Below are 21,129 nucleotides of genomic sequence, written 5' to 3'. Positions count from 1 at the left end.
GCCGTGCGCGGGTGGCACACGGCTTGCGGAGCCGAAGCAGCCCACTCACGGCCTGTGGCGCGATCGTGGGTGCCCACCACTGATTGGGCAGGAAATACGGATATTTGCGGATTGCAGCATGGCGGGGCTGGTTCATGATCTGATGGCGATCCCCTCAGCCCTTTGGAGACCCCATGCGGCGCACCTCAGCATCCCTCGTCGCGGGCGCGCTCGTCGCGGCCCTCGCGTGGGCGTCCAGCCCCACCTCCCCCGCCGTGGCCCTCGATCCCTCGGCCGGCGTGGCGGACCTTACTCAGGACATCAACCAGATCCTCAGCGACTCGCGGCTCACGATCGCCAGAGCGGGCGTCGTGGTCAAGAGCGCCGCGACCGGCGAGGAGCTGTACGCCACCGACGCCGGCAAGCTGCTCACCCCGGCATCGAACACCAAGCTCTTCACCGCGGCCGCCGCGGCCGAGACGCTCGGCCTCGACTACCGTTTCTCCACCACCGTCCTGGCCTCCGGCCGCAGGGCCGGCTCGTTCCTGACCGGCGACCTCGTGCTACGCGGCACCGGCGACCCGACCATGCTGGCCGAGGACTACGACGCGCTGGCCGCGAAGATCGCGGCGGAGGGCATCAAGGTCGTCACCGGCAAGCTGGTGGCCGACGACACGTGGTTCGACTCCCAGCTACTGGGCAACGACTGGTCGTGGGACGACGAGACCGCCTACTACGCGGCGCCGATCTCCGCGCTGACCGCCTCGCCGGACCGTGACTACGACGCGGGCTCGGTGATCGTGGCGGTGGCCGCCGACGGCGACAAGGTCAAGGTGTCCACGACGCCCGAGACGGACTACCTGAAGATCGTCAACAAGGCCACCGTGGGCGCCCGGACCAGCGTGCTCATCGAGCGGCAACACGGGACGCGGACAGTCGTGATCACCGGTACGGTCGCGACCCCGGACCAGGAGTGGGTGTCCGTCGACGACCCCACCGCGTACGTCTCCTCGTTGTTCCGCAAGTCGCTGGCCAAGCACGGCGTCAAGGTCCTCGGCCCGACCACGACGGGGGCGACGCCGGCGGGCGCGAAGGAGCTGGCCGCGCACGAGTCGATGACGCTGGGCGAGCTGCTGGTGCCGTTCATGAAGCTCAGCAACAACATCCACGCGGAGATCCTCACCAAGGCCATGGGCCGCAAGGTCGCCGGCCAGGGCACGTGGTCGGCCGGGCTCAAGGTCAGCACCGACTTCGCCAAGGCCAACGGGGTACAGGTGATCAACATGCGGGACGGCTCCGGGCTGTCGCGCCGCGACGGGTTCTCGCCCGGCTCGATCGTGCAGCTGCTGAGCGCCGTACGCGGCAAGCCGTGGTTCCCCACCTGGTACGAGTCGCTCCCCATCGCCGGCAACGCCGACCGCTTCGTCGGCGGCACGCTGCGCAGCCGGATGGCGAACACGGCGGCCGCGAACAACGTCCACGCCAAGACCGGCTCGCTGACCGGCGTGACGGCACTGTCCGGGTACGTCACCAGCGCCGACGGCGAGCCGCTGATCTTCTCGATCATGCTGAACCAGTACCTGCTGTCGGTCTCGCCGAAGGACATCGAGGACAAGATCGCGATCCGGCTCGCGCAGTTCTCCCGCGCCAACCCGGTCAACGCCACGGCCCAGCTCCGCTCGGCGGGCGACGCCCCGGCGGGCGACCTCGAGTGCTCGTGGCTGAAGCCTGTGCAGTGCTAGCCCGGTGCTAGCCCTCATCGCGGCTCCCTGACGCCCAGGGAGCCGCGATGGTTTACCGGCTGCGATCACGATTCGGCTACTTGGGGCTCCAGGTATGCCATGACTTTTCAGGACATGGAGGACTAAGGGGGACCAGAATGCGGGTTCGACGCAACGTCGAGCTCGTTACCGGAGGACCAAATGCGCAGACCGCTCCAGGCACTGGCCTGCCTCGGGAGTCTGGCGGCATTGAGCTTCCCGGCCCCCGCCGCACAGGCGGCGACCGCTCAGCCCCAGGCCAGCCAGCAGGCGTGCCGGGTCGTCGCGGTCAAGCCGTTCGTCTCCAAGGGCAAGGTCCGGGGCACGGCCGTCCGGACCGGCTGCGCGGACCAGGCCCGCCTCCGCGTACGCGTCACCGTGGCCGTCTCCGGCCCCGACCGCGTGGTCAAGAGCGGCTCGCAGGTCATCGGCAACGGGCGGATCACCACCGGCGCGACCTGCACCGCCACTGCGCGCCGCTACTACGTGGTCGCCCTCGACACGCAGGGCCGGGTCAACCAGTCCCGGTCGGTGAAGCTGTCGTGCGCCAAGCGGGGTTTCGCCTCGGCGGCGGAGACGGCGGTCGTCAAGCTCACCAACGACGCCAGGGTCAAGAACGGTTGCCGCCCCCTGATCCACGACCGCAAACTGCACCTGGCCGCCGAGCGCCACTCGGCGGACATGGCCGCCAACAACTACTTCGACCACGACTCGCGTGACGGCCGCACGTTCGACCGGCGCATCAGGGCGGCGGGCTACGCCTTCACCAGGGCCGGCGAGAACATCGCCAAGGGCCAGCCCACCGCCGCCGCCGTGGTCAGAGCCTGGCTCAACAGCCCCGGACACCGGGCCAACATCATGAACTGCGCCTTCACCCACATCGGGGTCGGGCACAACGCCAAGGGCCCCACCTGGACACAGGACTTCGGCGTCCACTGAGAGCCACGGGAGCGCGCGGGCCTTCACCGGCCACACCCCGAGCCGGTTTCCCACCGCACGCCCACAGCGCTCCCCTCCCAGCGGGCCCGGCCGCGCCTCCCCCCGCACACAGGACCGCGGCCGGGCCCGCACACCCACGCTGACGAGGATCACGCGCCGAACATCGTGGCGCGGTCTTCGACCGCCACGGGTCAGGTTTACTCGAAGCCATGCGTCTCAAAGCGGAACTCCACCTGCACATCGAGGGCACCCTCGAGCCCGAGCTCGTCGTCGAGCTGGCCCGGCGTAACCGGATCGATCTGCCGACCTTCGACGTGGAGGCCATCCGCGCGCGCTACGACTTCACGAACCTGCAGTCGTTCCTGGACGTGTACTACGAGAACATGGCGGTCCTGCGCACCGAGCAGGACTTCTACGACCTGGCCGCCGCCTATCTGCGGCGGGCCGCCGAACAGGGCGTGCGGCACGCCGAGATCTTCTTCGACCCGCAGGCGCACCTGGGCCGTGGCGTGCCGCTCGAGGTGGTGTTCGGCGGGTTGTCGGCGGCGTTGAAGGACGGCGACGTGCCGGCCGCGCTGATCCTTTGTTTCCTGCGTGACCGGGGCCCGGAAGAGGCGGAGCAGGTGCTGCGGGCGGCGCTGCCGTACCGGGATCTGTTCATCGGGGTCGGGCTGGACTCGGCAGAGGTGGGGTATCCGCCGTCGTTGTTCCGGCGGGTGTTCGACATCGCCGCCGGCGAGAGGTTGCACCGGGTGGCGCACGCGGGCGAGGAGGGCGGGCCCGACTACGTGTGGGAGGCGCTCGACGTGCTGCGCGTGGAACGGGTCGACCACGGCATCAGGGCGATGGAGGATCCGCGGCTGGTGGCCCGGCTGCGGGACGAGCGCATTCCGCTGACCGTTTGCCCGCTGTCGAACGTGCGGCTGCGGGCGGTGCCGTCCCTGCGTGCCCACATCCTGCCCGCGATGCTGGACGAGGGGCTGGTCGTGACCGTCAACTCCGACGATCCCGCGTATTTCGGTGGGTACGTGGAGGACAACTACGAAGCGTTGCGGCGGGAGCTGGGCCTGACCGACGAGCAACTCGACCGGATCGCCCGCAACTCCTTCGAGGCGGCCTTCGTGTACGAAGCGTGAGCACAGGAGGGGGCCCACCATGCAGGCAGGCCCCTGGAGTGCGCTTCTCAGCCCATGAAGGCGGGCCTCAGTGGAACTCGCACTTCCTGTTGTCGTCGCTGCTGGTGGTTCCAAGGACCCCGGCGATAAGGCCATTGTGGAGGTCAACGTCGATGATCTTGACGTCCTCCTGCTCGACATCCCCGTGCGCGAGGACGGGGTTGTCACCACAGATGAGGACGATCTTCCTGTTGTCGTCGTCGGTCGCGGCCATCTGCACGGCACCGGTCACCGCGAAGGCGGAACCGCCGGACACTAGCAGACCTCCGACGAGACCGGCCAGGATAAGCCCTTGTCTAATCATGTCGAATCCCCTCTGATTCCAACCGACTACTCTCCGTAGCGATCGGGAGGGATCTGCCCTATGCCCTCTTTCGCCAAACACCTGCGCATCCGGTCTTGACCAGGGAAAATACGTAGGCAGGGGGAAGAAGTGCGGCAGATCACCCTTCTTGACGGATGCGTGTGCTCAATCAAGGAGATTCCGCCTCTTTCATGAGACGTTCCCGACTACGCGCCGGAGGCGCTGGACGCCATGACACCAGGGCGATGGAGGATCCGCTCATGGCCGGGCCGCGGGACGAGCGCATCCGCTGACCGGGTGCCCGCTGTCGAGCGTGCGGGCACATCTTGTCCGTGATGCTGGAGGAGTGCCGGCCGTGACCGTCGACTCCGACGATCCGGCATGCCGGCGGGTACATGGAGGACACTACGAAGCGTGAGCACAGGAGGGGGCCCACCATGCAGGCAGGCCCCTGGAGTGCGCTTCTCAGCCCATGAAGACGGAGACGGACCTCAGACGAACTCGCACTTCCTGTATTCGCCACTGCCGGTCGCCCCGAGAATCCCCGCGAGGAGGCCATTGCGGAGGTCGAGGTGGAGGATGGTGAGGTTCTTCTGCTCGACATCCCCGTGCGCGACGACGACGTCATCACCGCAGATCAAGACGATCTTCCTGTTGTCGTCGTCAACCGCGGCCGTGTAGATACTGTTCGTCGCCGCGAACGCGGAGCCACCGGACACTAGCAGCCCCCCGACGAGACTGGCCAGGATAAGCCCTTGTCTGATCATGTCGAATCCCCTCTGATTCCAACCGGCTACTCTCCGTAGCGATCGGGAGGGATCTGCCCTATGTCCCCTTTCGGCAAACACCCGCGCATCCGGTCTTGACCAGGGAAAATACGTAGGCAGGGGGAAGAAGTGCGGCAGATCGTCCTTCTTGACGGATGCGTGTGCTCGATCGAGGAGATTCCGCCTCTTTCATGAGACGGACCCGACTACGCGCGGGAGGTGCTGGACGCGTTACGCGTGGAGCGGGTGGACCATGGCACCGGGGCACGACGGCGGGCACAGCGAAGGGGCCCGCCGTACAGGCAGGCCCCTGGAGTGCGCTTCTCAGCCCTGAGGTGACCTCAGTTGAACTCGCACTTCCTGTTGTCGTCGCTGCTGGTGGTTCCGAGGACGCCGGCGATGAGGCCATTGTGGAGGTCAAGGTCCACGACCTTGACCGTCTTCTGGTCGACATCCCCGTGCGCGAGGACGGCGTCGTCGCCACAGACGAAGACGATCTTCCTATTGTCGTCGTCGGTCGCGGTCATCTGCATGGCACTGGTCGCGGCGAAGGCGGAGCCGCCGGACGCGAGCAGCCCTCCGACGAGCCCGGCCAGGATAAGCCCTTGTCTAATCATGTCGAATCCCCTCTGATGCCAACCAACTACTCTACGTAGCGATCGGGAGGAGATCTGCCCTATGTCCCGTTTGGACAAACACCTGTGTCTTCGCCCTTGACCAGGGCAGATACGTGGACAGGGGATAGAAATGCGGAAGATCATCCTTCTTGGTGGATGCATGTGATCAACGGAGGAGGATCCGCCTCTTTCATGACCCGTCGATGACCGCGCCGGTTCAGGGCAGAGTGAGGATGACCGGGCCGTCGGAGGTCACGGCGACCGTGTGCTCGACGTGCACGCTCCTGCTGCCGTCCGCCGAGCACACCGACCAGCCGTCGTCGGCCATGTAGTAGCCGTCGTCGCCCCCGGCCATCAGGCTCGGCTCGATCGCGATCACCAGGCCGGGCCGCAGCAACAGACCCCGTCCCCCGCGGGCCTCGTTGGGCACGAACGGCGACTCGTGCATGGCCCGCCCGATGCCGTGGCCGCCGAAGTCGTTCTGCATGCCGTAGCCGGCGCCGCGGCCCACCGTGGACATGGCGTGGCCGATGTCCCCCATCCTGCCGCCGGGCACGGCCGCCTCGATGCCGGCGGCGAGAGTCTCCTCGGCCACCTTGATCAGTTTCAGGTCCTCCGCGCGCGGCTCGCCGACCGTGAAGCTGACCGTGCCGTCGGCGTGCCAGCCGTCCACGTACGCGCCGCAGTCCACACTGAGCAGGTCGCCGTCACGCAGCCGGTACGGCGTCGGCAGGCCGTGCAGCATGACCCCGTTCACGGACGCGCAGATCACCCCCGGGTACGGGGTGGCACCGAACGCCGGGTGGTACCCCAGGAACGACGCCCCCGCCCGCGCGTCCTCGATGACCGTCCGCGCCACCTCGTCGAGCTGGGCCAGCGACACCCCGACGGCTGCCCGCTCCCGCACCGCCGCGTGGACGGCCGCGACCACCCGGCCCGCCTCCCGCATCGCGGCGATCTCCCCGGCAGTCTTCAGCTCGATCACGGCCATCCCTCCACACCCGGTCGATAACTATACCGGTATTATTATCACGGATGGCGGCTCTGTCGACTCAGTCGAGCCCCTTCCTGCCCGGGGTCCAGAACGGCTTCGTGCGTACGTCCCTGCGCACCCAGCCGCGTTCGTTGACGAGGTGCGCGCGGACGGCCTGGATCGTGCGCGCCTCGCCCGCGAGGTAGGCGACGCCGGGCTCGCCCGGCAGGTCCAGCTTCCGTACCGCGTCCACCAGTGCCTGCGATCGGGCGGCCGGCGCGCCGTTCCTGCACACCTGCACCATTGCCCTGGGCAGCTCCAGGTGGTCGCCGGGCCCTTCGGCCTCGACGGCGCCGTACACGGCCGCGTCCTCGGGCAGGGCACGCATCATCGCGCCGAACGCGACCGAGGCCGTCTCCTCCCCCGCGAACACGTGGTACGGCCCCTCCCCCACCACGAAGCTCCCCTCCGGCTTCATGAAGGAGATCTCCTGCCCGGGCTCTGCGTTCCTGACCCAGGAGGCGCCCGGGGAGTCGCCGCCATGGTCGTGCCCGATGAGGTCGAGCGCCTCCCAGGTGGGGTCATGCCACCAGACCGAGTACGTGCGCAGCACGCCTCCCAGCAGGCCCCCGCCGTCGCCGATCAGCAACCGCACGTGCTGGCCCGGCGTCCACGTCAGACCGCCCAGGGCCGCCCCGCCGATCCTGATCCGCCGCATGCGCGGGGCGACCTGCTCGACCTCGACGATCTCGCCCGCCACGAACATCCGGTCGAGCAGCCTGCGGGCCAGGGGCTGCCTCATCGCCGCCTCCGCGCGTCGAGCTCCTCGATGCGCTGACGGGCCTCGACGAAGACCTCCTGGATACGCTCGACCACCCGGGGGTCGTGGTGGGCGTGGTGAAGCGCCTTCACGGCAGCCTTCACCAGGCGCAGCGCCGGACCGATGATCTCGGCGGCCTCGGGCTCGCGGAACATGCCCCACTCGCTCCTGCTGGCCGCCCGGCCCCAGAGTCGCTCGATCTCGTCGGCCTGCTCCTCGGCGGCACGGCTGCCCTCGTCGGTGACGTGGTAGACCTTGCGGCCGTCAGACTGCTCGACGCGTACGAGTCCCTCGTCCTCCAGCAGCTCGAGGGTGGGATAGATGGAGCCGGCGCTCGGCTCGTAGGTGCCGTTGAACCGGTCGGCTAAGCGGGTCATCACCTGATAACCGTGGCCGGGCTGCTCGGCGATCAGGGCGAGGACGGCCAGGCGCAGCTCGCCCGGGCCGAAGAAGCGCCCCGTGGGGCCTAACCCCCCCGAGGCGGCGCGACGCGCGTTCATCATATGGCTCGGATGCTATATCGAACGATATAACGAAGTATATATCGACAGATAAGCTTTGCGGTATGCCATAGATCTTTGCCGCCGGATGCGTCAACGCAGCCGACACCGGCTCGCCCAAGAAGGCGAGGGAGCGCGCCGGCACCCCCCCGTCACGGTGACGGGCTATGACGCGGCTGGCCAGGCGCTCGGCCGCACGCCGAACGTGCCCTTCTCGTGGCGCGGCCCGGTCACGTGAGGACCCGGGCCAGGAAGTCGCGGACCAGCGGGACGATCTCCCCCAGGCTGGTCTCCAGCGCCCAGTGGCCGGCGTCGAGCAGGTGCAGCTCGGCGTCCGGCAGATCACGCAGGTACGCCCGCGCGGCCCCCTCGGGCATGTAGCCGTCGTGCGGGCCCCACACGATCAACGTCGGCGGGCGGTGTTCGCGCAGGTACGCCTGCTGTTTCGGGAACCAGCCAAGCGTCGTCGCCTGGTCCTCGAAGAGGCCTACGACGTTCGCGCGGCGCTGCGGGGTGTCCATCAGCGCCCAATGCAGTTTCCACAGGTCGGGGCTCACCCGGACGGCCAGGTGCTCGGGCAGCTCGCCGGCGAACTCGTCACGGAAGCCTTCCTCGGTGACGTTCGCGGCGAGCTTCGCCCGGCCCTCCGGCGTCGGGTGTGCCCAGAACTCCTTGAGCCACCCGTACTTGGGCCCCAGCTCGTCCTCGTAGATGTCGCCGTTCTGGATGACGAGCGCAGTGACCCGCTCGGGGGCGCGCATGGCCAGGCGGAGGCCGAACTGGGAGCCGTAGTCGTGGAGGTAGATGGCGTACCGCGACAGTCCCATGGTCTGCGTGAAGCGTTCCAGGAAGCCGGCGTAGCCGTCGAAGGTGTAGGAGAAGGCGGTGCGGCCGGGCGTTCCGCTGTAGCCGAAGCCCGGCAGGTCCGGCGCGATCAGCCGCCACCGGTCACCGAGCGCGGGCAGGAGGCCGCGGAACTCGTACGAGGAGCAGGGGTAGCCGTGCGGCAGCAGGAAAACCGGCGCATCCGGCGGCCCGGCCACGCGGTAGAAGATCTCGATCCCGTCGACGTCGATCGTCCAATGCGTGACCGGTGCCATTGTGCTTCTGGTCATGGCGTACGTTTCTGCCCGCCGTGACCGAGAGCTATCTAATTCCAGAGCCCGGGGACGCCGGCGGGAACATCGTCCTCGACGCTCTTCCGGTCGATCACGTCCCCCCGCAGCGGCACCAGCACGGTGACCTGACGTCCCCAGTCCATGAACCTGGTGTCCGACTCGACCTGCACCGAGGCCTTCCCCACAGGCAGCACACCCTTGGCGGACACCCGCTCGACCAGGCCGTCCGCCCTCAGCCAGAGGGTGTAGGAGATCTTGCCCGCGCGACCCTTCTTCGCCGGCGACCCGAATCGCTCGACGAAGGCGTCAGACACGGAGGCGAGCTTCTTGGTCGTGATCGACCCCTTCACCACCCCGTCGCGCGAGGAGGTGCGATCGGCGAGCAGCGTCTTGAGCGTGTCCGGCTCCAGCACCTCGAGCAGCAGATTGCTGGGCGGCAGCGCCACCCCGTCGTAGCGCACCCAGCTCGCGTCGGCCCGTTGCAGGGCCACCTCCACCACCGGCCCGGACACGTAGCTCACGTCCCCAGAAGAGATCATCCTGGTGGACGACTGCTGCAACGCCTCGGTCTCCTCCGGCCTGAGCTTCATCCTCTGCCGGAGCAGATCCTCGCTGTAGCGCTGGGTGTGGGCCACGTCGGAGGCGGCCACGCCGCGCGCGCCGAACCCGATGGTGCCATCGAGCTCGGACGTGACGACCTGGCGCCACGAGTACGTCACCTTGGCCGTGGCCAGCACATTGACGGCCTTGCCCGGCGCCAGCTCGGCCTTAAGCGCCTTCACCGGGTCGATCTTAGGCGTGGCGGCCTGCGCAGGGGTGGCGGCTAAGGCCAGGCCCGCCACGACGGCGGCGCCGACGACTGTTCGCTTCATCAGTTTCCTTGGGACGGTCCAGAGAGACGCGAACAATCTTGTGCATCTAAGATCGTTAGTCAACTTGTTCGAGCAAGGCGTTATCGCTCATGCTCCGGAGCGGATTTCTTCCGCCAGTCCCCGCAGTGACGCGAGCGGAAGCGCGTACTCCGTCCACGGCGGTGTGAGGTCCGCGGTCGCGTAGCGGGGGACCACGTGAATGTGGAAATGGAAGACGCTCTGCCAGGCGGTCTCACCACTCGCGTGCCACAGATTGATCCCCGGTGCCCGCAAGGCGCGGGTGAGCCGGCCGGCCACCTCTACGGTGGCCCGCATGACGTGCGCCGCCTCTTCGGGCGGTATTTCCGTCAGGTCGCGGTGATGCCGTCTCGGGACGACGAGCGTATGCCCCTTGGTGGCCTGGGCGACGTTGAGGAAGGCGATCGTGTGGGCGTCCTCGTAAACCGGCTGCGAGGGTTCGGTCCCTTCAACGATCCGGCAGAAAACGCACGGGGCGCCGCTCATTTACGCATCCGGTGGAAGGCGACGGTGCTGGTCATGTGATGCCACCGTCCGAGCATCTCAGCAGGAATCAGCCGGATCGTCTCCGCGGCCGCGAGCAGGGCCGCCTCCTCGACGCCATGGCTTTCGAGCTCGACCAACGCGCTACCGCTGCGGACGAACACGGCGACCCGCCCCTCCCATCCGTAGCGGACCCACCGATCCCGTGAGACCGCCTGGCAGCCGCCCGCGCTCCTGTTGTCCTCCCACGACTCGGCGTTGTACGGCGTCGCGCACGCCTCCGCGGCGGTCAGGTCCGATCCCCGGCGTACGAGCACCTGGACGGCCCGGCGGCTCCCGCCCACCGTCTCGGCACCACGACGCCGGTACTCCAGCATGAGCACCGGTTCGCCCGGCCCACCGACGATCGGCGCTTCGGCCCAGTACAACCCGTGTCCCGCGAGGTCGGGCGCCACCAGCGGAACTCCGAGCAGCTCGAAGCCGCGCGCCAGGTGCCAGCGGTGGACCGGCTCCTCCACCGGAACGGCCAGCCAGCAGACGGCGGCGAACACCCCTGACACCGCGCCCCTGGACCACCACCGCCCCGTGCCGGCCGCCACCCAGGTCGCGACGGCGAAACCGGTCACCGACGACACGAGGTGCACCCCGCCGAGCAGCGACCGATCGAAGCCATAGACGGTGGTCTCAGGGGCGAGCCTCCACAGAGCATGCCCCAGGGCCAGCGCGGCGACCCCGCCGGCCATCACCACACCGCCGCCGTCTCCCCCATGCGGCCATGATCCCGTGCTCGTGCACACCGCGGACCCGATCCCCCGAATCTCCACCGGCTCCGCACAGAACATCGCGCCGGTGGGCGGCTGAAGCTACCAGGAAAGACAAGACTGCAATCTCGGGACGCCACCCCCTAGATTCCTCGAGGCGACTACTAGGAGGCGCCCGTTATGTCGGAAATCTGGGAAATGTCCGCCACCGAACTGGCCCGGCTGATCCGGTCACGGGAGGTGTCGAGCCGCGAGGCCGTCGAAGCCCATCTGCGGCGCATCGACGAGGTCAACCCGCAGGTGAACGCGGTCAGCGTGGTCCTGGCGGAGGAGGCGCTGGCCGACGCCGACGCGGCCGACCGTGCCGGTGGGGCGACCGGTCCCCTCACCGGCGTGCCCATGACGGTGAAGGAGAACATCGACGTCGCAGGCTCGGCGACCACGCTCGGCATTGTCCCGCTACGCGACGCGATCGCCCCCCGGAACGCCCCGCACATCGCCGAGCTCCGGGCGGCCGGCGCCATCCCGATCGGCCGGACGAACATGCCGGAGTTCGGCATGCGCTGGCACACCACCAACGATCTCCACGGCCCCACCCGCAACCCGTGGTCGGCCGCCCACACGCCCGGCGGATCCAGCGGCGGCGACGCCGCCGCCGTGGCGACCGGCATGGCACCACTGGGCATGGGCAACGACGGGGCAGGCTCCCTTCGCTGGCCCGCCCAGTGCTGCGGCGTCACCGCGCTGAGGCCCTCCCTGGGGCGTGTGGCCCAAGGCGGGAGCGGGCCGACGCCGTTCGCGTTCCAGCTACTGGCCGTGCATGGGCCGATCGCGCGGCGCGTGGAGGACCTGCGCCTCGCCTTCACCCACATGTGTGGAGATTCCGGCGGGGACCCCTGGCACGTGCCCGTCCCCCTCCAAGGCCCGCCGATCACGCCACCCATCCGGGTTCGGCTGGCGACCGACCCCGACGGGCCGGACCTGGCCCCCGACGTGGCGAGCACCTTGAACCGAGCGGCCGGCCTGCTCCGCCACGCCGGCTATGTCGTCGAGGAGTCGGCGCCCCCGGCGTTGACCCGGGCCGGGGAGATCTACTTCCAGATCATGTCCGCCTACGGCCGAGTCCACGAAGAGCAGCCTCCGGTCGAGTCGGTGGCTTCGGAGGAGTTCGTACGGTTCTGGGCCGCCTTCGAATCACACTGGACCCGCGCCGCCGGACGCACGAGCTTCGATCCCCTGATGGTCCGCGCCCAGATCGCTCGGTCATGGGCTGAATGGATGACCGAGGCGCCGCTGGTTCTCGCGCCGATCTTCCCCATGCCCGCGTTTCCGGTCGGATCCGATCTCGACGCCGGCTGGCTCGCCGGGTGGCCGGCGGCCATGCGCATGGCCGTGGCCGTCAACCTGCTCGGGCTGCCGTCGGTCGCGGTGCCGGTGGGTGTGGCCGACGGGCTGCCGCAGGGAGTGCAGATCATCGCACCCCGCTTCCGGGAGGACCTCTGCCTGGACGCTGCCGCCGCCATCGAGGGCGCAGTCCAGCCCCTCACGCCGATCGACCCACGAGAGCACGCCACGCCAAAGAGGTGATCGGGCGACGGGTGGGCCGCAAGAAGGCCCACCCGTACACCCCGGTCAAACTAGCCCTTCAGCCAGCTCATCATCGGACGCAGCTTGGCGCCCGTCTTCTCGATCGGGTCCTCGGCGAGCTCCTCGCGGTACCGCGTGAACTCCTTCTGCCCGCCGTCGAACTCCTCGACGAGCTCACGCGCGAACGACCCGTCCTGGATCTCGCCCAGGATGCGGCGCATCTCCTGCCGGGCCTCGTCCCCGACGACGCGCGGGCCGCGGGTGTAGCCGCCGTACTCCGCCGTGTCGGAGACCGACCAGTACATCTTGGAGATGCCGCCCTCGTACATCAGGTCGACGATGAGCTTCATCTCGTGCAGGCACTCGAAGTACGCGACCTCCGGCTGGTAGCCGGCCTCGATCAGCGTGTCGAAGCCGGCCTTGATCAGCTCGGACACGCCGCCGCAGAGCACGGCCTGCTCGCCGAACAGGTCGGTCTCCGTCTCCTCCTTGAACGTGGTGCGCAGCGCGCCGGCGCGGGTGCCGCCGATGCCCTTCGCGTACGACAGGGCCAGGTCCAGCGCCTTGCCGGAGGCGTCCTTCTCGACGGCCACGAGACACGGCACGCCGCGCCCGGCCTCGAACTGGCGGCGGACGAGGTGGCCCGGGCCCTTGGGGGCGACCATGCACACGTCCACACCCTCGGGTGCCTCGATGAGGCCGTAGCGGATGTTCAGGCCGTGGCCGAAGAACAGCGCGTCGCCCTCGACGAGGTTGGGAGCGACGGCCTCGGCGTACAGGTGGCGCTGGATGTGGTCCGGCGCGAGGATCATCGTGAGGTTGGCCTCTTCGACGGCCTCGGCCGGCGTGACGACGCGCAGGCCGTCGTTCTCCGCCTTCTCTCGGCTCTTGGAGCCCTCCGGCAGGCCGACGCGCACGTCCACGCCGGAGTCACGCAGAGAGAGCGCGTGGGCGTGGCCCTGGCTGCCGTACCCCAGCACGGCCACGTGGCGTCCCTGGATGATCGACAGGTCGGCCTGGTCGTCGTAGTAAATCTCGGTCACTTGCTCAAAACCTTTCAGGCGGTACGGTCCAGTGCCCTGAGGGACCGGTCAGTGATGGAACGGGCGCCGCGGCCGATGGCCACCATGCCCGACTGGACGAGTTCTTTGATCCCGAACGGCTCGAGGACCTTGATGAACGCCTCGAGCTTGTCGGGAGTGCCGGTGACCTCAATGGTCACGGCGTCGGCCGCCACGTCGACGCAGCGGGCGCGGAAGAGCTGGACGAGCTCCAGCACGTGCGAGCGGTTCTCCGCGTCGGCCTTGACCTTGATCAGCATGAGCTCGCGCTGCACGGACTGGGACGGGTCGAGCTCGACGATCTTGAGCACGTTCACGAGCTTGTTGAGCTGCTTCGTGACCTGCTCCAACGGCAGGTCCTCGACGCTGACGACGATCGTCATGCGGGAGATGTCGTCGTGCTCGGTCGGCCCGACGGCCAGCGAGTCGATGTTGAACCCCCGCCGGCTGAACAACGCGGACACGCGCGCCAGCACGCCCGGCTTGTTCTCGACAAGCACGGACAGCGTGTGTCTACTCATCCTCGTTCTCCCAATTCGGCGCCATGTCCCGGGCGATCTTGATGTCGTCGTTGCTGGTGCCCGCCGCGACCATGGGCCAGACCATCGCGTCCTGATGGACGACGAAGTCGACCACGACGGGCACGTCGTTGATCTCCATGGCCTTCTTGATGACGGCGTCCACGTCCTCGGGACGCTCGCACCGCAGACCCACACAACCATAGGCCTCGGCGAGCTTCACGAAGTCCGGGATCCGGCGCGTCGTCTGCAGGTCCGTGTTGGAGTATCGCTGGTCGTAGAAGAGCGTCTGCCACTGGCGGACCATGCCGAGGTTACCGTTGTTGATGATGGCGATCTTGATCGGCACACCCTCAAGCGCGCAGGTGGCCAGCTCCTGATTGGTCATCTGGAAGCAGCCGTCGCCGTCGATGGCCCACACGGTGGCGTCCGGGCAGCCCATCTTGGCGCCCATCGCGGCCGGCACGGCGAAGCCCATGGTGCCGAGGCCGCCGGAGTTGATGAACGTGCCGGGGTTCTCGTAGTCGATGAACTGCGAGGCCCACATCTGGTGCTGCCCGACCCCGGCCACGTAGTAGGTGTCCGGCCCGGCGATCGCGCTCAGCCGCTGCATCACGTACTGCGGAGCCAGCGAGCCGTCCTCGAACTCCTCGTAACCCAGCGGGTACGTCTGCTTGTAGCCGTTGAGCACCGTCCACCAGGCGGCGTAGTCGCCCTTCTGCCCGGACGCCTGGATCGCGGCGATGAGGTCGGTGATGACCTCCTTGCAGTCGCCCACGATCGGCACGTCGGCGTGGCGGTTCTTGGAGATCTCGGCCGGGTCGATGTCGGCGTGCACGACCTTCGCGTACGGCGCGAACGACGACAGCTGGCCGGTCACCCGGTCATCGAAGCGCACGCCCAGGCCGATGATCAGGTCGGACTGCTGCAGCGCGCCCACGGCCGACACGCTGCCATGCATGCCCGGCATGCCCATGTGCTGCGGGTGGCCGTCGGGGAACGTGCCGCGTGCCATCAGGGTGGTGATGACCGGGATGTTCGTCAGCTCGGCCAGCTGCAGCAGCTCGGCCGAGGCACGGGCCTTGTGCACGCCGCCGCCGACGTACAGGATCGGCCGCCTGGACTCGGCGATCAGCTTGGCCGCCTCGCGGATCTGCTTGGAGTGCGGCCGCGTGACCGGGCGGTAGCCCGGCAGCTGCATCACCGGCGGCCACGAGAAGACGGTCTCGGCCTGCAACGCGTCCTTGGAGATGTCCACCAGCACCGGCCCGGGCCGGCCCGTCGAGGCGATGTGGAACGCCTCCGCGATCGTGCGCGGGATGTCCGCGGGATCGGTGACCAAGAAGTTGTGCTTGGTGATCGGCATGGTGATGCCGGAGATGTCCGCTTCCTGGAAGGCGTCCGTGCCGATCGCGCCGCTGGCCACCTGCCCGGTGATCGCCACGATCGGCACCGAGTCCATGTAGGCGTCCGCGATCGGCGTCACCAGATTGGTGGCGCCGGGACCACTCGTCGCCATGCACACCCCGACCTTGCCGGTGGCCTGCGCATAGCCTTCGGCCGCGTGGCCGGCGCCCTGCTCGTGCCGTACAAGCACGTGCCGGACCTTGGTCGAGTCGTAGAGAGGATCGTAGGCGGGCAGGATGGCGCCGCCAGGGATCCCGAACACTGTGTCGACTCCAACGTGCTCCAACGCCCTCACCAGGGCTTGTGCACCTGTCATGCGTTCGGTCATCGGCTCGTTCCTTGCGTGGCTACTCGCTTAGGACATAAAAAAGGCCCCTTCCCACCGAGCGGCGGTGGGTCTGGGGCGGCGCGCAGGTCGTCGTGCTTCGCTATCGGCCTGCGCGCCGGCGAAGTACTACGAGAATCTCACTGCGAAGCATGTCGTCCACGATAGCCGCTCCGAACGCCCTGATGTCAACTTCGTGGACACAAGTCTCAAACAGTGAGACTAGTCCGCATCAGGGAGTCCACCCCGCGCGCCGCCATGGGACGTGCCACGAGGAAGCCCTGGCCGCTGGTGCAGCCCATTTTCCGCAGCAGTTCCAGCTGTTCAGGACGCTCGATGCCCTCGGCCACCACCGTCAGCCCGAGGTCGTGGCCGAGCCGCACGATCGTCCGCGTGAGCAGCGTCAGCGTGTCGTCCCTGCCGAGCCCCGCCACGAACGACGGATCGATCTTGATCATGTCGACGGGCAGCTGCCTGAGGAACGCCAGCGACGCGTAGCCCGTGCCGAAGTCGTCGATGGCCAGGCGCACCCCGAGCGCACGCAGCTCCGACAGCCGCTTGATCGTCTCCTCGGCGTCCTCGACCAGCATCTCCTCGATCACCTCGAGGGTGAGCGCGGACGCGGGCAGCCCGCTCTCGGCCAGCGCCTCCTCGACCGTCTCGACGAAGCGCGGCGCGGTGATCTGGCGGGCCGACAGGTTGAGCGACAACCCGATGTCCCACGACGACGCCCGCCAGGCGGCGACCTCCCTGCACGCCTCGCGCAGGATCCACTCGCTCAGCGGCACGATCAGACCGGTGTCCTCGGCCGGGCCCAGGAACTGCTCGGGCGGCACGAACACCGACCCACGCCACCACCGTACGAGCGCCTCGACCGAGGTCACCCGCGACGTGGCCAGGTCGACCACGGGCTGGTACTCGATCGCGAATTGCTGCTCGATCAGCGCCCGCTGCAGGTCGGCGGCCAGCTCCAGGCGGCGCACGACGTCGGCGTGCATGTGCGCGGCGAACACCTCCACCCGGCGCCCGCCCAGCTCTTTGGAGCGCGCCATGGCGACATCCGCGTTCCGCAGCAGGTCGCCGGCCGGCGTGTCGTCCTCGGTGAACGCCACGCCCACGCTCGCGGTCAGCGCCACGTCCCGGTCGGCCACCCGGAACGGCTCCTGCGAGACCGCCCGGACGAGCCGCTCGGCCAGATCCACCGCGATCTGCGCCTCGCCGCCGGTCTCCACCAGCACCGCGAACTCGTCGCCGCCCCATCGGGCGAGCGTGTCCTCGACGCGCACGGCGCCGCGCAGCCGCCGGGCCGCCTGCCCGAGCAGGTAGTCGCCGCTGGCATGCCCCACCGAGTCGTTGACCGAGGTGAACCCGTCGAGGTCGAGGAAGATCACCGCGACATGCCCGGACGTGCGCCCGGACAACACCTCACGGGTGCGCTCCTCGAAGTAGGCGCGGTTGGGCAGGCCGGTGATGCCGTCATGGAAGGTCAGGTGCGCGACCTGGTTGCGCAAGGCCTCCTCGTCGCTGACGTCCCTGGTCGTGACCAGCATGAGCTCGTCGCCGCCGACGTGACGGGTGGCGACCGACTCGGTCGGGCGCCAGGTGCCGTCGGCCGCCCGCACCCGGCAGGCGATCAGGCACGCGCCCGGGGCGGTGTTGTCCTCGTCGAGGTGCATGGCACGCAGCGCGACCTGGATGCCGGGCACGTCCTCGGGGTGGATGTAGTCGAAGATCGACCCGCCGACCAGCTCGTCGGGGCGGTAGCCGTACGTGACCTCGACGCCGGCGCCGATCTCGCGTACCACGCCGTCGTAGTCGCACAGGAACACCACGTCGCCCGAGCTCTCCGCCAGCTCCCTCAGCTGCCGCTCGCCGAGTCTGACCAGGCCGCGCAGGCGCACATTGGACGCCGACACCACGAACAGGCGCACCAGCAGGAGCAGCACCACCGACACCGCGACCACCACGACGCCGGTGACGGGCTCCTCGGCGCGCCCCCCGGCCAGGTGGGCCAGCAGCGTGCAGGCCGCCACGGCGACCAGCGCCAGCGGGACCATCGCGACGACGTTCCTGGCGACGAGCGCGCCCGCCTCCCTGACCCGCGGCCCCCACGGGACGGCGGCGAGCAGCAGGAGCGCCACGGGCGCCAGCATGACGGTCCAATTGGGCGGCGCGCCGCCGTCCAGGCGCGCGATCCCGGCGGCCAGCGCCGCCACGGTCATGGTGGCGAGCACACCGGTGCCGGCCAGGCCGAGCAGCCAGGAAGAAGACCTGCTGGTCAGCACGGACGGGATCACGGCGCACGTCATCAGCAGCGCCACCATCGGCGGCAGCATGACCAGCGTGAACGCCGGCGGGTCGGCCGCCGCGTACACGTGGCGCAGTTGCACCACCCATCCGATGAGGAAAAGCGAGGCGGCGCACAGATAGGCGTCGCTGATATGCCGGAGAACAACCTTGGCCGGAAGCCTGCGGTCGGCGGCGATCAGCGCGCCGCCCGCGGTGACCACGATGCCGAGCAACACGAACAGGTCGGCGAAGCCGATGACGAAGCTCTCGGCGAACGGACGCAGCGCCATCCCGGCACCCCAGATGACGGCGCCGCCCGCCATCCAGCGCGCCCCCATCGCCGTCGGGCGGTGCCCCGCCGACTTGCGCGAGACGACCAGCAAGGAGGCGGCGGCGGCCAGCGCCGCGAGTCCTCCGGCGATCGCTCCGGCGATCAGGACCTGTTCGTCCTTGACGAACGCGGCAGCGAGCACCACCACGCCTGCCGCAACCGCGGCGGTCAGCGGCGCACGTGGATCACGCCAGCGGATCACAGTCGTTGCCCATCCCGTCTCGAACTCTGCACTCCGCGACCGCCGAAGCCCGGCGATCACTTCGCCAGTGTGAGCGGTCACGAGCACGCGGGTGGTGACAACGCCGATGTCGTCACCGATCTGATAACCACGCAGACCAATTGGCACCAAGAACGCCTTGACAGTTAGTCAGGAGCTCTCCGCAAACGTAACCGTACGCACCGAAGGTCACGGCCCAGCCACGTTCCGGGATCCTCTCAGTACGAGTCGGTGATAACGTTGATCAACTGCTCACCTGCGAGGTAACGCGAGACCTGGGCCCTGATCAGGCGGAGCATCCGCCGCACCGACGCGGGGGTGCTGCCCGCGACGTGCGGAGTGATCAGCACGCCCGGCGCGCTCCACAGGGGGTGGCCCTCCGGCAGCGGCTCGGGCGCGGTCACATCCAGCGCGGCGCGTAGCCTACCGTTCTTCAGCTCCAAGATCAGCGCGTCGGTGTCGACGATGCCGCCCCTGGCGGCGTTCACGAGCACGGCGCCGTCCTTCATCCGGGCCAGGAACGCCGCGTCCACCATGCCCGCGGTGTCGGTCGTGGCGGGGACCAGCAGCACGACGACGTCCGCCTGGGGCAGCAGGCGGGGCAACTCCGCCATGCCGTGGACGCCCTCGCGGGCGCTCCTGGCCACCCGTACGATCTCGACCTCGAAACCCTCCAGCCGGCGTTCGAGCGCGGCGCCGATGGAGCCGTACCCGACGATCAGCACGGTCGAGTCGGCCAGCACGCCGGTGTGGTGGTAGGTCCACTCGCCTCTGCGCTGTGCGTCCGCGAACTCGGGGAACTCCCTGAGCACCGCGATCATCGCACCGACGGCCCACTCGGCGGTCCCGGCGTCGTGCACGCCGCGCGCGTTGCAGAGCACCGCGCCCTCGGGCATGTGCGGCCGGTACGGCTCCACCCCCGCGGTGACGGTCTGCAGCAGCCGCAGCGAGCTCATCCTGGCCAGCGTGCCGGGCACGTCGGGCACCGTGACGAGTGGTGGGATCCAGACCTCCACCTCCTCGACCCCCTCCGGCATGGGGGTCGTGCCGTCGTAGACGGCGCATTCGACCCCAGGCAGATCGGACAGGACTTCGGCCACTGAATCAGAGGGAACCCAGGTCTTCATGCGCAGAACTTTATGTCTCGCCGGTAAGTATGGAACACATGAGGAAGCTCTGGACCATCGTGCTTTTGGCCGCGCTCACCGCCTGTTCCGGCGGCAGTGGCGGAGGGGGAGAGGTGCTCCCGACCGCCGCCGTCGGCGACGCCGCCGCCCCGGGACAGCCCAAGGACGTGGCCACGGGCCTTTCCGTTCCATGGGCGGTGGCGTTCCTGCCCGAGGGTGACGCCCTGGTGACCGAGCGGGACTCGGCCCGGCTGCTGCGCGTCAGCCAGGCCGGCCAGGTGACGGAGCTGGGGACGATCGAAGGGGCACGTCCGGACGGCGAGGGCGGTCTGATGGGCGTGGCCGTCAAGGACCAGCAAATATTCCTTTACTTCACCGCGGAAGAGGACAACCGCATCGTCCGGTACTCCTTCGACGGGGGTCGCCTCGGCGAGCAGCAAGTCCTTGTTCAGGGCATCCCCAAGGGCGGCATCCACAACGGCGGCCGGCTCGCGTTCGGCCCCGACGGCCACCTGTACGCCACCACCGGCGAGGTCGGGGACCGCGACCTCGCCCAGCAGCGCGACTCGCTCGGCGGCAAGATCCTGCGCATGACCGTGGACGGCAAGCCCGCGCCCGGCAACCCGTTCGGGACGCTCGTCTACAGCTACGGCCACCGCAACGTCCAGGGGCTCGCGTGGGACGAGCAGGGGCGGCTGTACGCCTCCGAGTTCGGGGCCAACGCCTACGACGAGGTCAACCTGATCAAGCCGGGCGCCAACTACGGCTGGCCCGAGGTCGAGGGGCGCGGCGACGACCAGCGGTTCGTGAACCCGATCCTGACGTGGACCACGGATGAGGCGTCGCCGTCCGGGATGGCGTACGCGAACGGCTCCCTCTGGGTCGGCGCGTTGCGCGGGGCCCGGCTGTGGCAGATCCCGCTGGACGCGGACGGCTCGGCCGGCAAGCCTGTGGCCCACTTCACCGACCGGTACGGCCGGATCCGCGCCGTCACCACCGCCCCCGACGGCGCCCTGTGGGTCGGCACGAGCAACAAGGACGGCCGGGGCTCCCCCCGCGACGGCGACGACCGCATCCTGTCCGTCACGGCGTCCTCATAACGCCCCCCGCGACTGGTGGCGCGGCCGCCGACGCCGCAGCGTGCGTCGCGCCGGTCCCGGGTCGGCGGGACGTGGGAC

Annotated in this window: 20 protein-coding genes; 5 read left to right on the top strand and 15 right to left on the bottom strand. The window is 69.1% G+C overall.

Annotated elements, in window-relative coordinates; all coding sequences use genetic code 11:
* Positions 1 to 173: 173 nt before the first annotated feature.
* The 3 genes from dacB (at position 174) to ETD86_RS14700 (ending at position 3,814) form a co-directional block, all read left to right on the top strand.
* The gene (gene dacB, locus ETD86_RS14710; protein ID WP_138666711.1) at positions 174 to 1,721 is read left to right on the top strand and encodes a D-alanyl-D-alanine carboxypeptidase/D-alanyl-D-alanine endopeptidase; all 1,548 of its coding nucleotides are present in this window, start codon (positions 174 to 176) and stop codon (positions 1,719 to 1,721) included.
* A 180-nt stretch (positions 1,722 to 1,901) separates the two neighbouring features.
* A complete protein-coding gene (locus tag ETD86_RS14705) occupies positions 1,902 to 2,678 on the top strand; it encodes a CAP domain-containing protein (RefSeq protein ID WP_138666710.1) in 777 nt (258 codons plus the stop codon).
* A 209-nt stretch (positions 2,679 to 2,887) separates the two neighbouring features.
* Entirely contained in the window at positions 2,888 to 3,814 is a 927-nt protein-coding gene (locus ETD86_RS14700) for an adenosine deaminase (protein ID WP_138666709.1), read from the top strand.
* A 67-nt stretch (positions 3,815 to 3,881) separates the two neighbouring features.
* On the opposite strand, the gene ETD86_RS14695 is transcribed toward ETD86_RS14700, so the two are convergent.
* The 10 genes from ETD86_RS14695 to ETD86_RS14650 all read right to left on the bottom strand — a co-directional run bounded on the left by ETD86_RS14695 (position 3,882) and on the right by ETD86_RS14650 (position 11,068).
* A complete protein-coding gene (locus ETD86_RS14695) occupies positions 3,882 to 4,109 on the bottom strand; it encodes a hypothetical protein (RefSeq protein ID WP_138666708.1) in 228 nt (75 codons plus the stop codon).
* A 539-nt stretch (positions 4,110 to 4,648) separates the two neighbouring features.
* Positions 4,649 to 4,924: a hypothetical protein gene (locus tag ETD86_RS14690; protein ID WP_138666707.1), complete on the bottom strand. Its 276-nt coding sequence runs from the start codon at positions 4,922 to 4,924 to the stop codon at positions 4,649 to 4,651.
* Positions 4,925 to 5,265: 341 nt separating this feature from the next.
* Positions 5,266 to 5,541 (bottom strand): hypothetical protein, encoded by a 276-nt coding sequence (locus tag ETD86_RS14685; RefSeq protein WP_138666706.1) that lies wholly within the window; start codon positions 5,539 to 5,541, stop codon positions 5,266 to 5,268.
* A gap of 217 nt (positions 5,542 to 5,758) precedes the next feature.
* A complete protein-coding gene (gene map / locus ETD86_RS14680; protein ID WP_138666705.1) occupies positions 5,759 to 6,526 on the bottom strand; it encodes a type I methionyl aminopeptidase in 768 nt (255 codons plus the stop codon).
* 67 nt (positions 6,527 to 6,593) lie between these two features.
* Entirely contained in the window at positions 6,594 to 7,316 is a 723-nt protein-coding gene (locus tag ETD86_RS14675; RefSeq protein ID WP_138666704.1) for a siderophore-interacting protein, read from the bottom strand.
* The gene (locus ETD86_RS14670) at positions 7,313 to 7,837 is read right to left on the bottom strand and encodes a PadR family transcriptional regulator (protein WP_138666703.1); all 525 of its coding nucleotides are present in this window, start codon (positions 7,835 to 7,837) and stop codon (positions 7,313 to 7,315) included. Before ETD86_RS14670 ends, ETD86_RS14675 begins: the two co-directional genes overlap by 4 nt.
* A 227-nt stretch (positions 7,838 to 8,064) precedes the next feature.
* Positions 8,065 to 8,949, bottom strand: coding sequence for an alpha/beta fold hydrolase (locus ETD86_RS14665; protein WP_246147906.1), 885 nt, complete (start codon positions 8,947 to 8,949; stop codon positions 8,065 to 8,067).
* Between the two features lie 35 nt (positions 8,950 to 8,984).
* A complete protein-coding gene (locus ETD86_RS14660; protein ID WP_138666702.1) occupies positions 8,985 to 9,824 on the bottom strand; it encodes a hypothetical protein in 840 nt (279 codons plus the stop codon).
* An 87-nt stretch (positions 9,825 to 9,911) separates the two neighbouring features.
* Positions 9,912 to 10,328, bottom strand: a complete 417-nt coding sequence (locus ETD86_RS14655; protein WP_138666701.1) for an HIT family protein — start codon at positions 10,326 to 10,328, stop codon at positions 9,912 to 9,914.
* Positions 10,325 to 11,068: a hypothetical protein gene (locus ETD86_RS14650; protein ID WP_138666700.1), complete on the bottom strand. Its 744-nt coding sequence runs from the start codon at positions 11,066 to 11,068 to the stop codon at positions 10,325 to 10,327. Before ETD86_RS14650 ends, ETD86_RS14655 begins: the two co-directional genes overlap by 4 nt.
* Positions 11,069 to 11,266: 198 nt before the next feature.
* Between ETD86_RS14650 and ETD86_RS14645 the strand changes: the two genes are divergently transcribed.
* The gene (locus ETD86_RS14645) at positions 11,267 to 12,673 is read left to right on the top strand and encodes an amidase (RefSeq protein WP_138666699.1); all 1,407 of its coding nucleotides are present in this window, start codon (positions 11,267 to 11,269) and stop codon (positions 12,671 to 12,673) included.
* A 50-nt stretch (positions 12,674 to 12,723) separates the two neighbouring features.
* Here the strand turns inward: ETD86_RS14645 and ilvC are convergent, their stop codons facing one another.
* From ilvC to ETD86_RS14620, 5 genes are all read right to left on the bottom strand, one after another.
* The gene (gene ilvC, locus ETD86_RS14640; protein ID WP_138666745.1) at positions 12,724 to 13,707 is read right to left on the bottom strand and encodes a ketol-acid reductoisomerase; all 984 of its coding nucleotides are present in this window, start codon (positions 13,705 to 13,707) and stop codon (positions 12,724 to 12,726) included.
* 23 nt (positions 13,708 to 13,730) lie between these two features.
* The gene (ilvN, locus tag ETD86_RS14635) at positions 13,731 to 14,255 is read right to left on the bottom strand and encodes an acetolactate synthase small subunit (RefSeq protein ID WP_138666698.1); all 525 of its coding nucleotides are present in this window, start codon (positions 14,253 to 14,255) and stop codon (positions 13,731 to 13,733) included.
* The gene (locus tag ETD86_RS14630) at positions 14,248 to 15,987 is read right to left on the bottom strand and encodes an acetolactate synthase large subunit (protein ID WP_138666697.1); all 1,740 of its coding nucleotides are present in this window, start codon (positions 15,985 to 15,987) and stop codon (positions 14,248 to 14,250) included. Before ETD86_RS14630 ends, ilvN begins: the two co-directional genes overlap by 8 nt.
* A gap of 206 nt (positions 15,988 to 16,193) precedes the next feature.
* On the bottom strand, positions 16,194 to 18,806 hold the full coding sequence (locus ETD86_RS59095; RefSeq protein ID WP_281286908.1) for a putative bifunctional diguanylate cyclase/phosphodiesterase: 2,613 nt from the start codon (positions 18,804 to 18,806) through the stop codon (positions 16,194 to 16,196).
* Between the two features lie 236 nt (positions 18,807 to 19,042).
* A complete protein-coding gene (locus ETD86_RS14620) occupies positions 19,043 to 19,951 on the bottom strand; it encodes a 2-hydroxyacid dehydrogenase (protein WP_138666696.1) in 909 nt (302 codons plus the stop codon).
* Between the two features lie 38 nt (positions 19,952 to 19,989).
* Between ETD86_RS14620 and ETD86_RS14615 the strand changes: the two genes are divergently transcribed.
* Positions 19,990 to 21,051, top strand: a complete 1,062-nt coding sequence (locus ETD86_RS14615) for a PQQ-dependent sugar dehydrogenase (protein ID WP_138666695.1) — start codon at positions 19,990 to 19,992, stop codon at positions 21,049 to 21,051.
* Positions 21,052 to 21,129 lie beyond the last annotated feature (78 nt).

Source organism: Nonomuraea turkmeniaca, assembly GCF_005889735.1.
Lineage (GTDB): Bacteria > Actinomycetota > Actinomycetes > Streptosporangiales > Streptosporangiaceae > Nonomuraea > Nonomuraea turkmeniaca.
The sequence above is the reverse complement of the archived record's forward strand: the minus strand, read 5'-3'. Positions and strand labels throughout refer to the sequence as shown.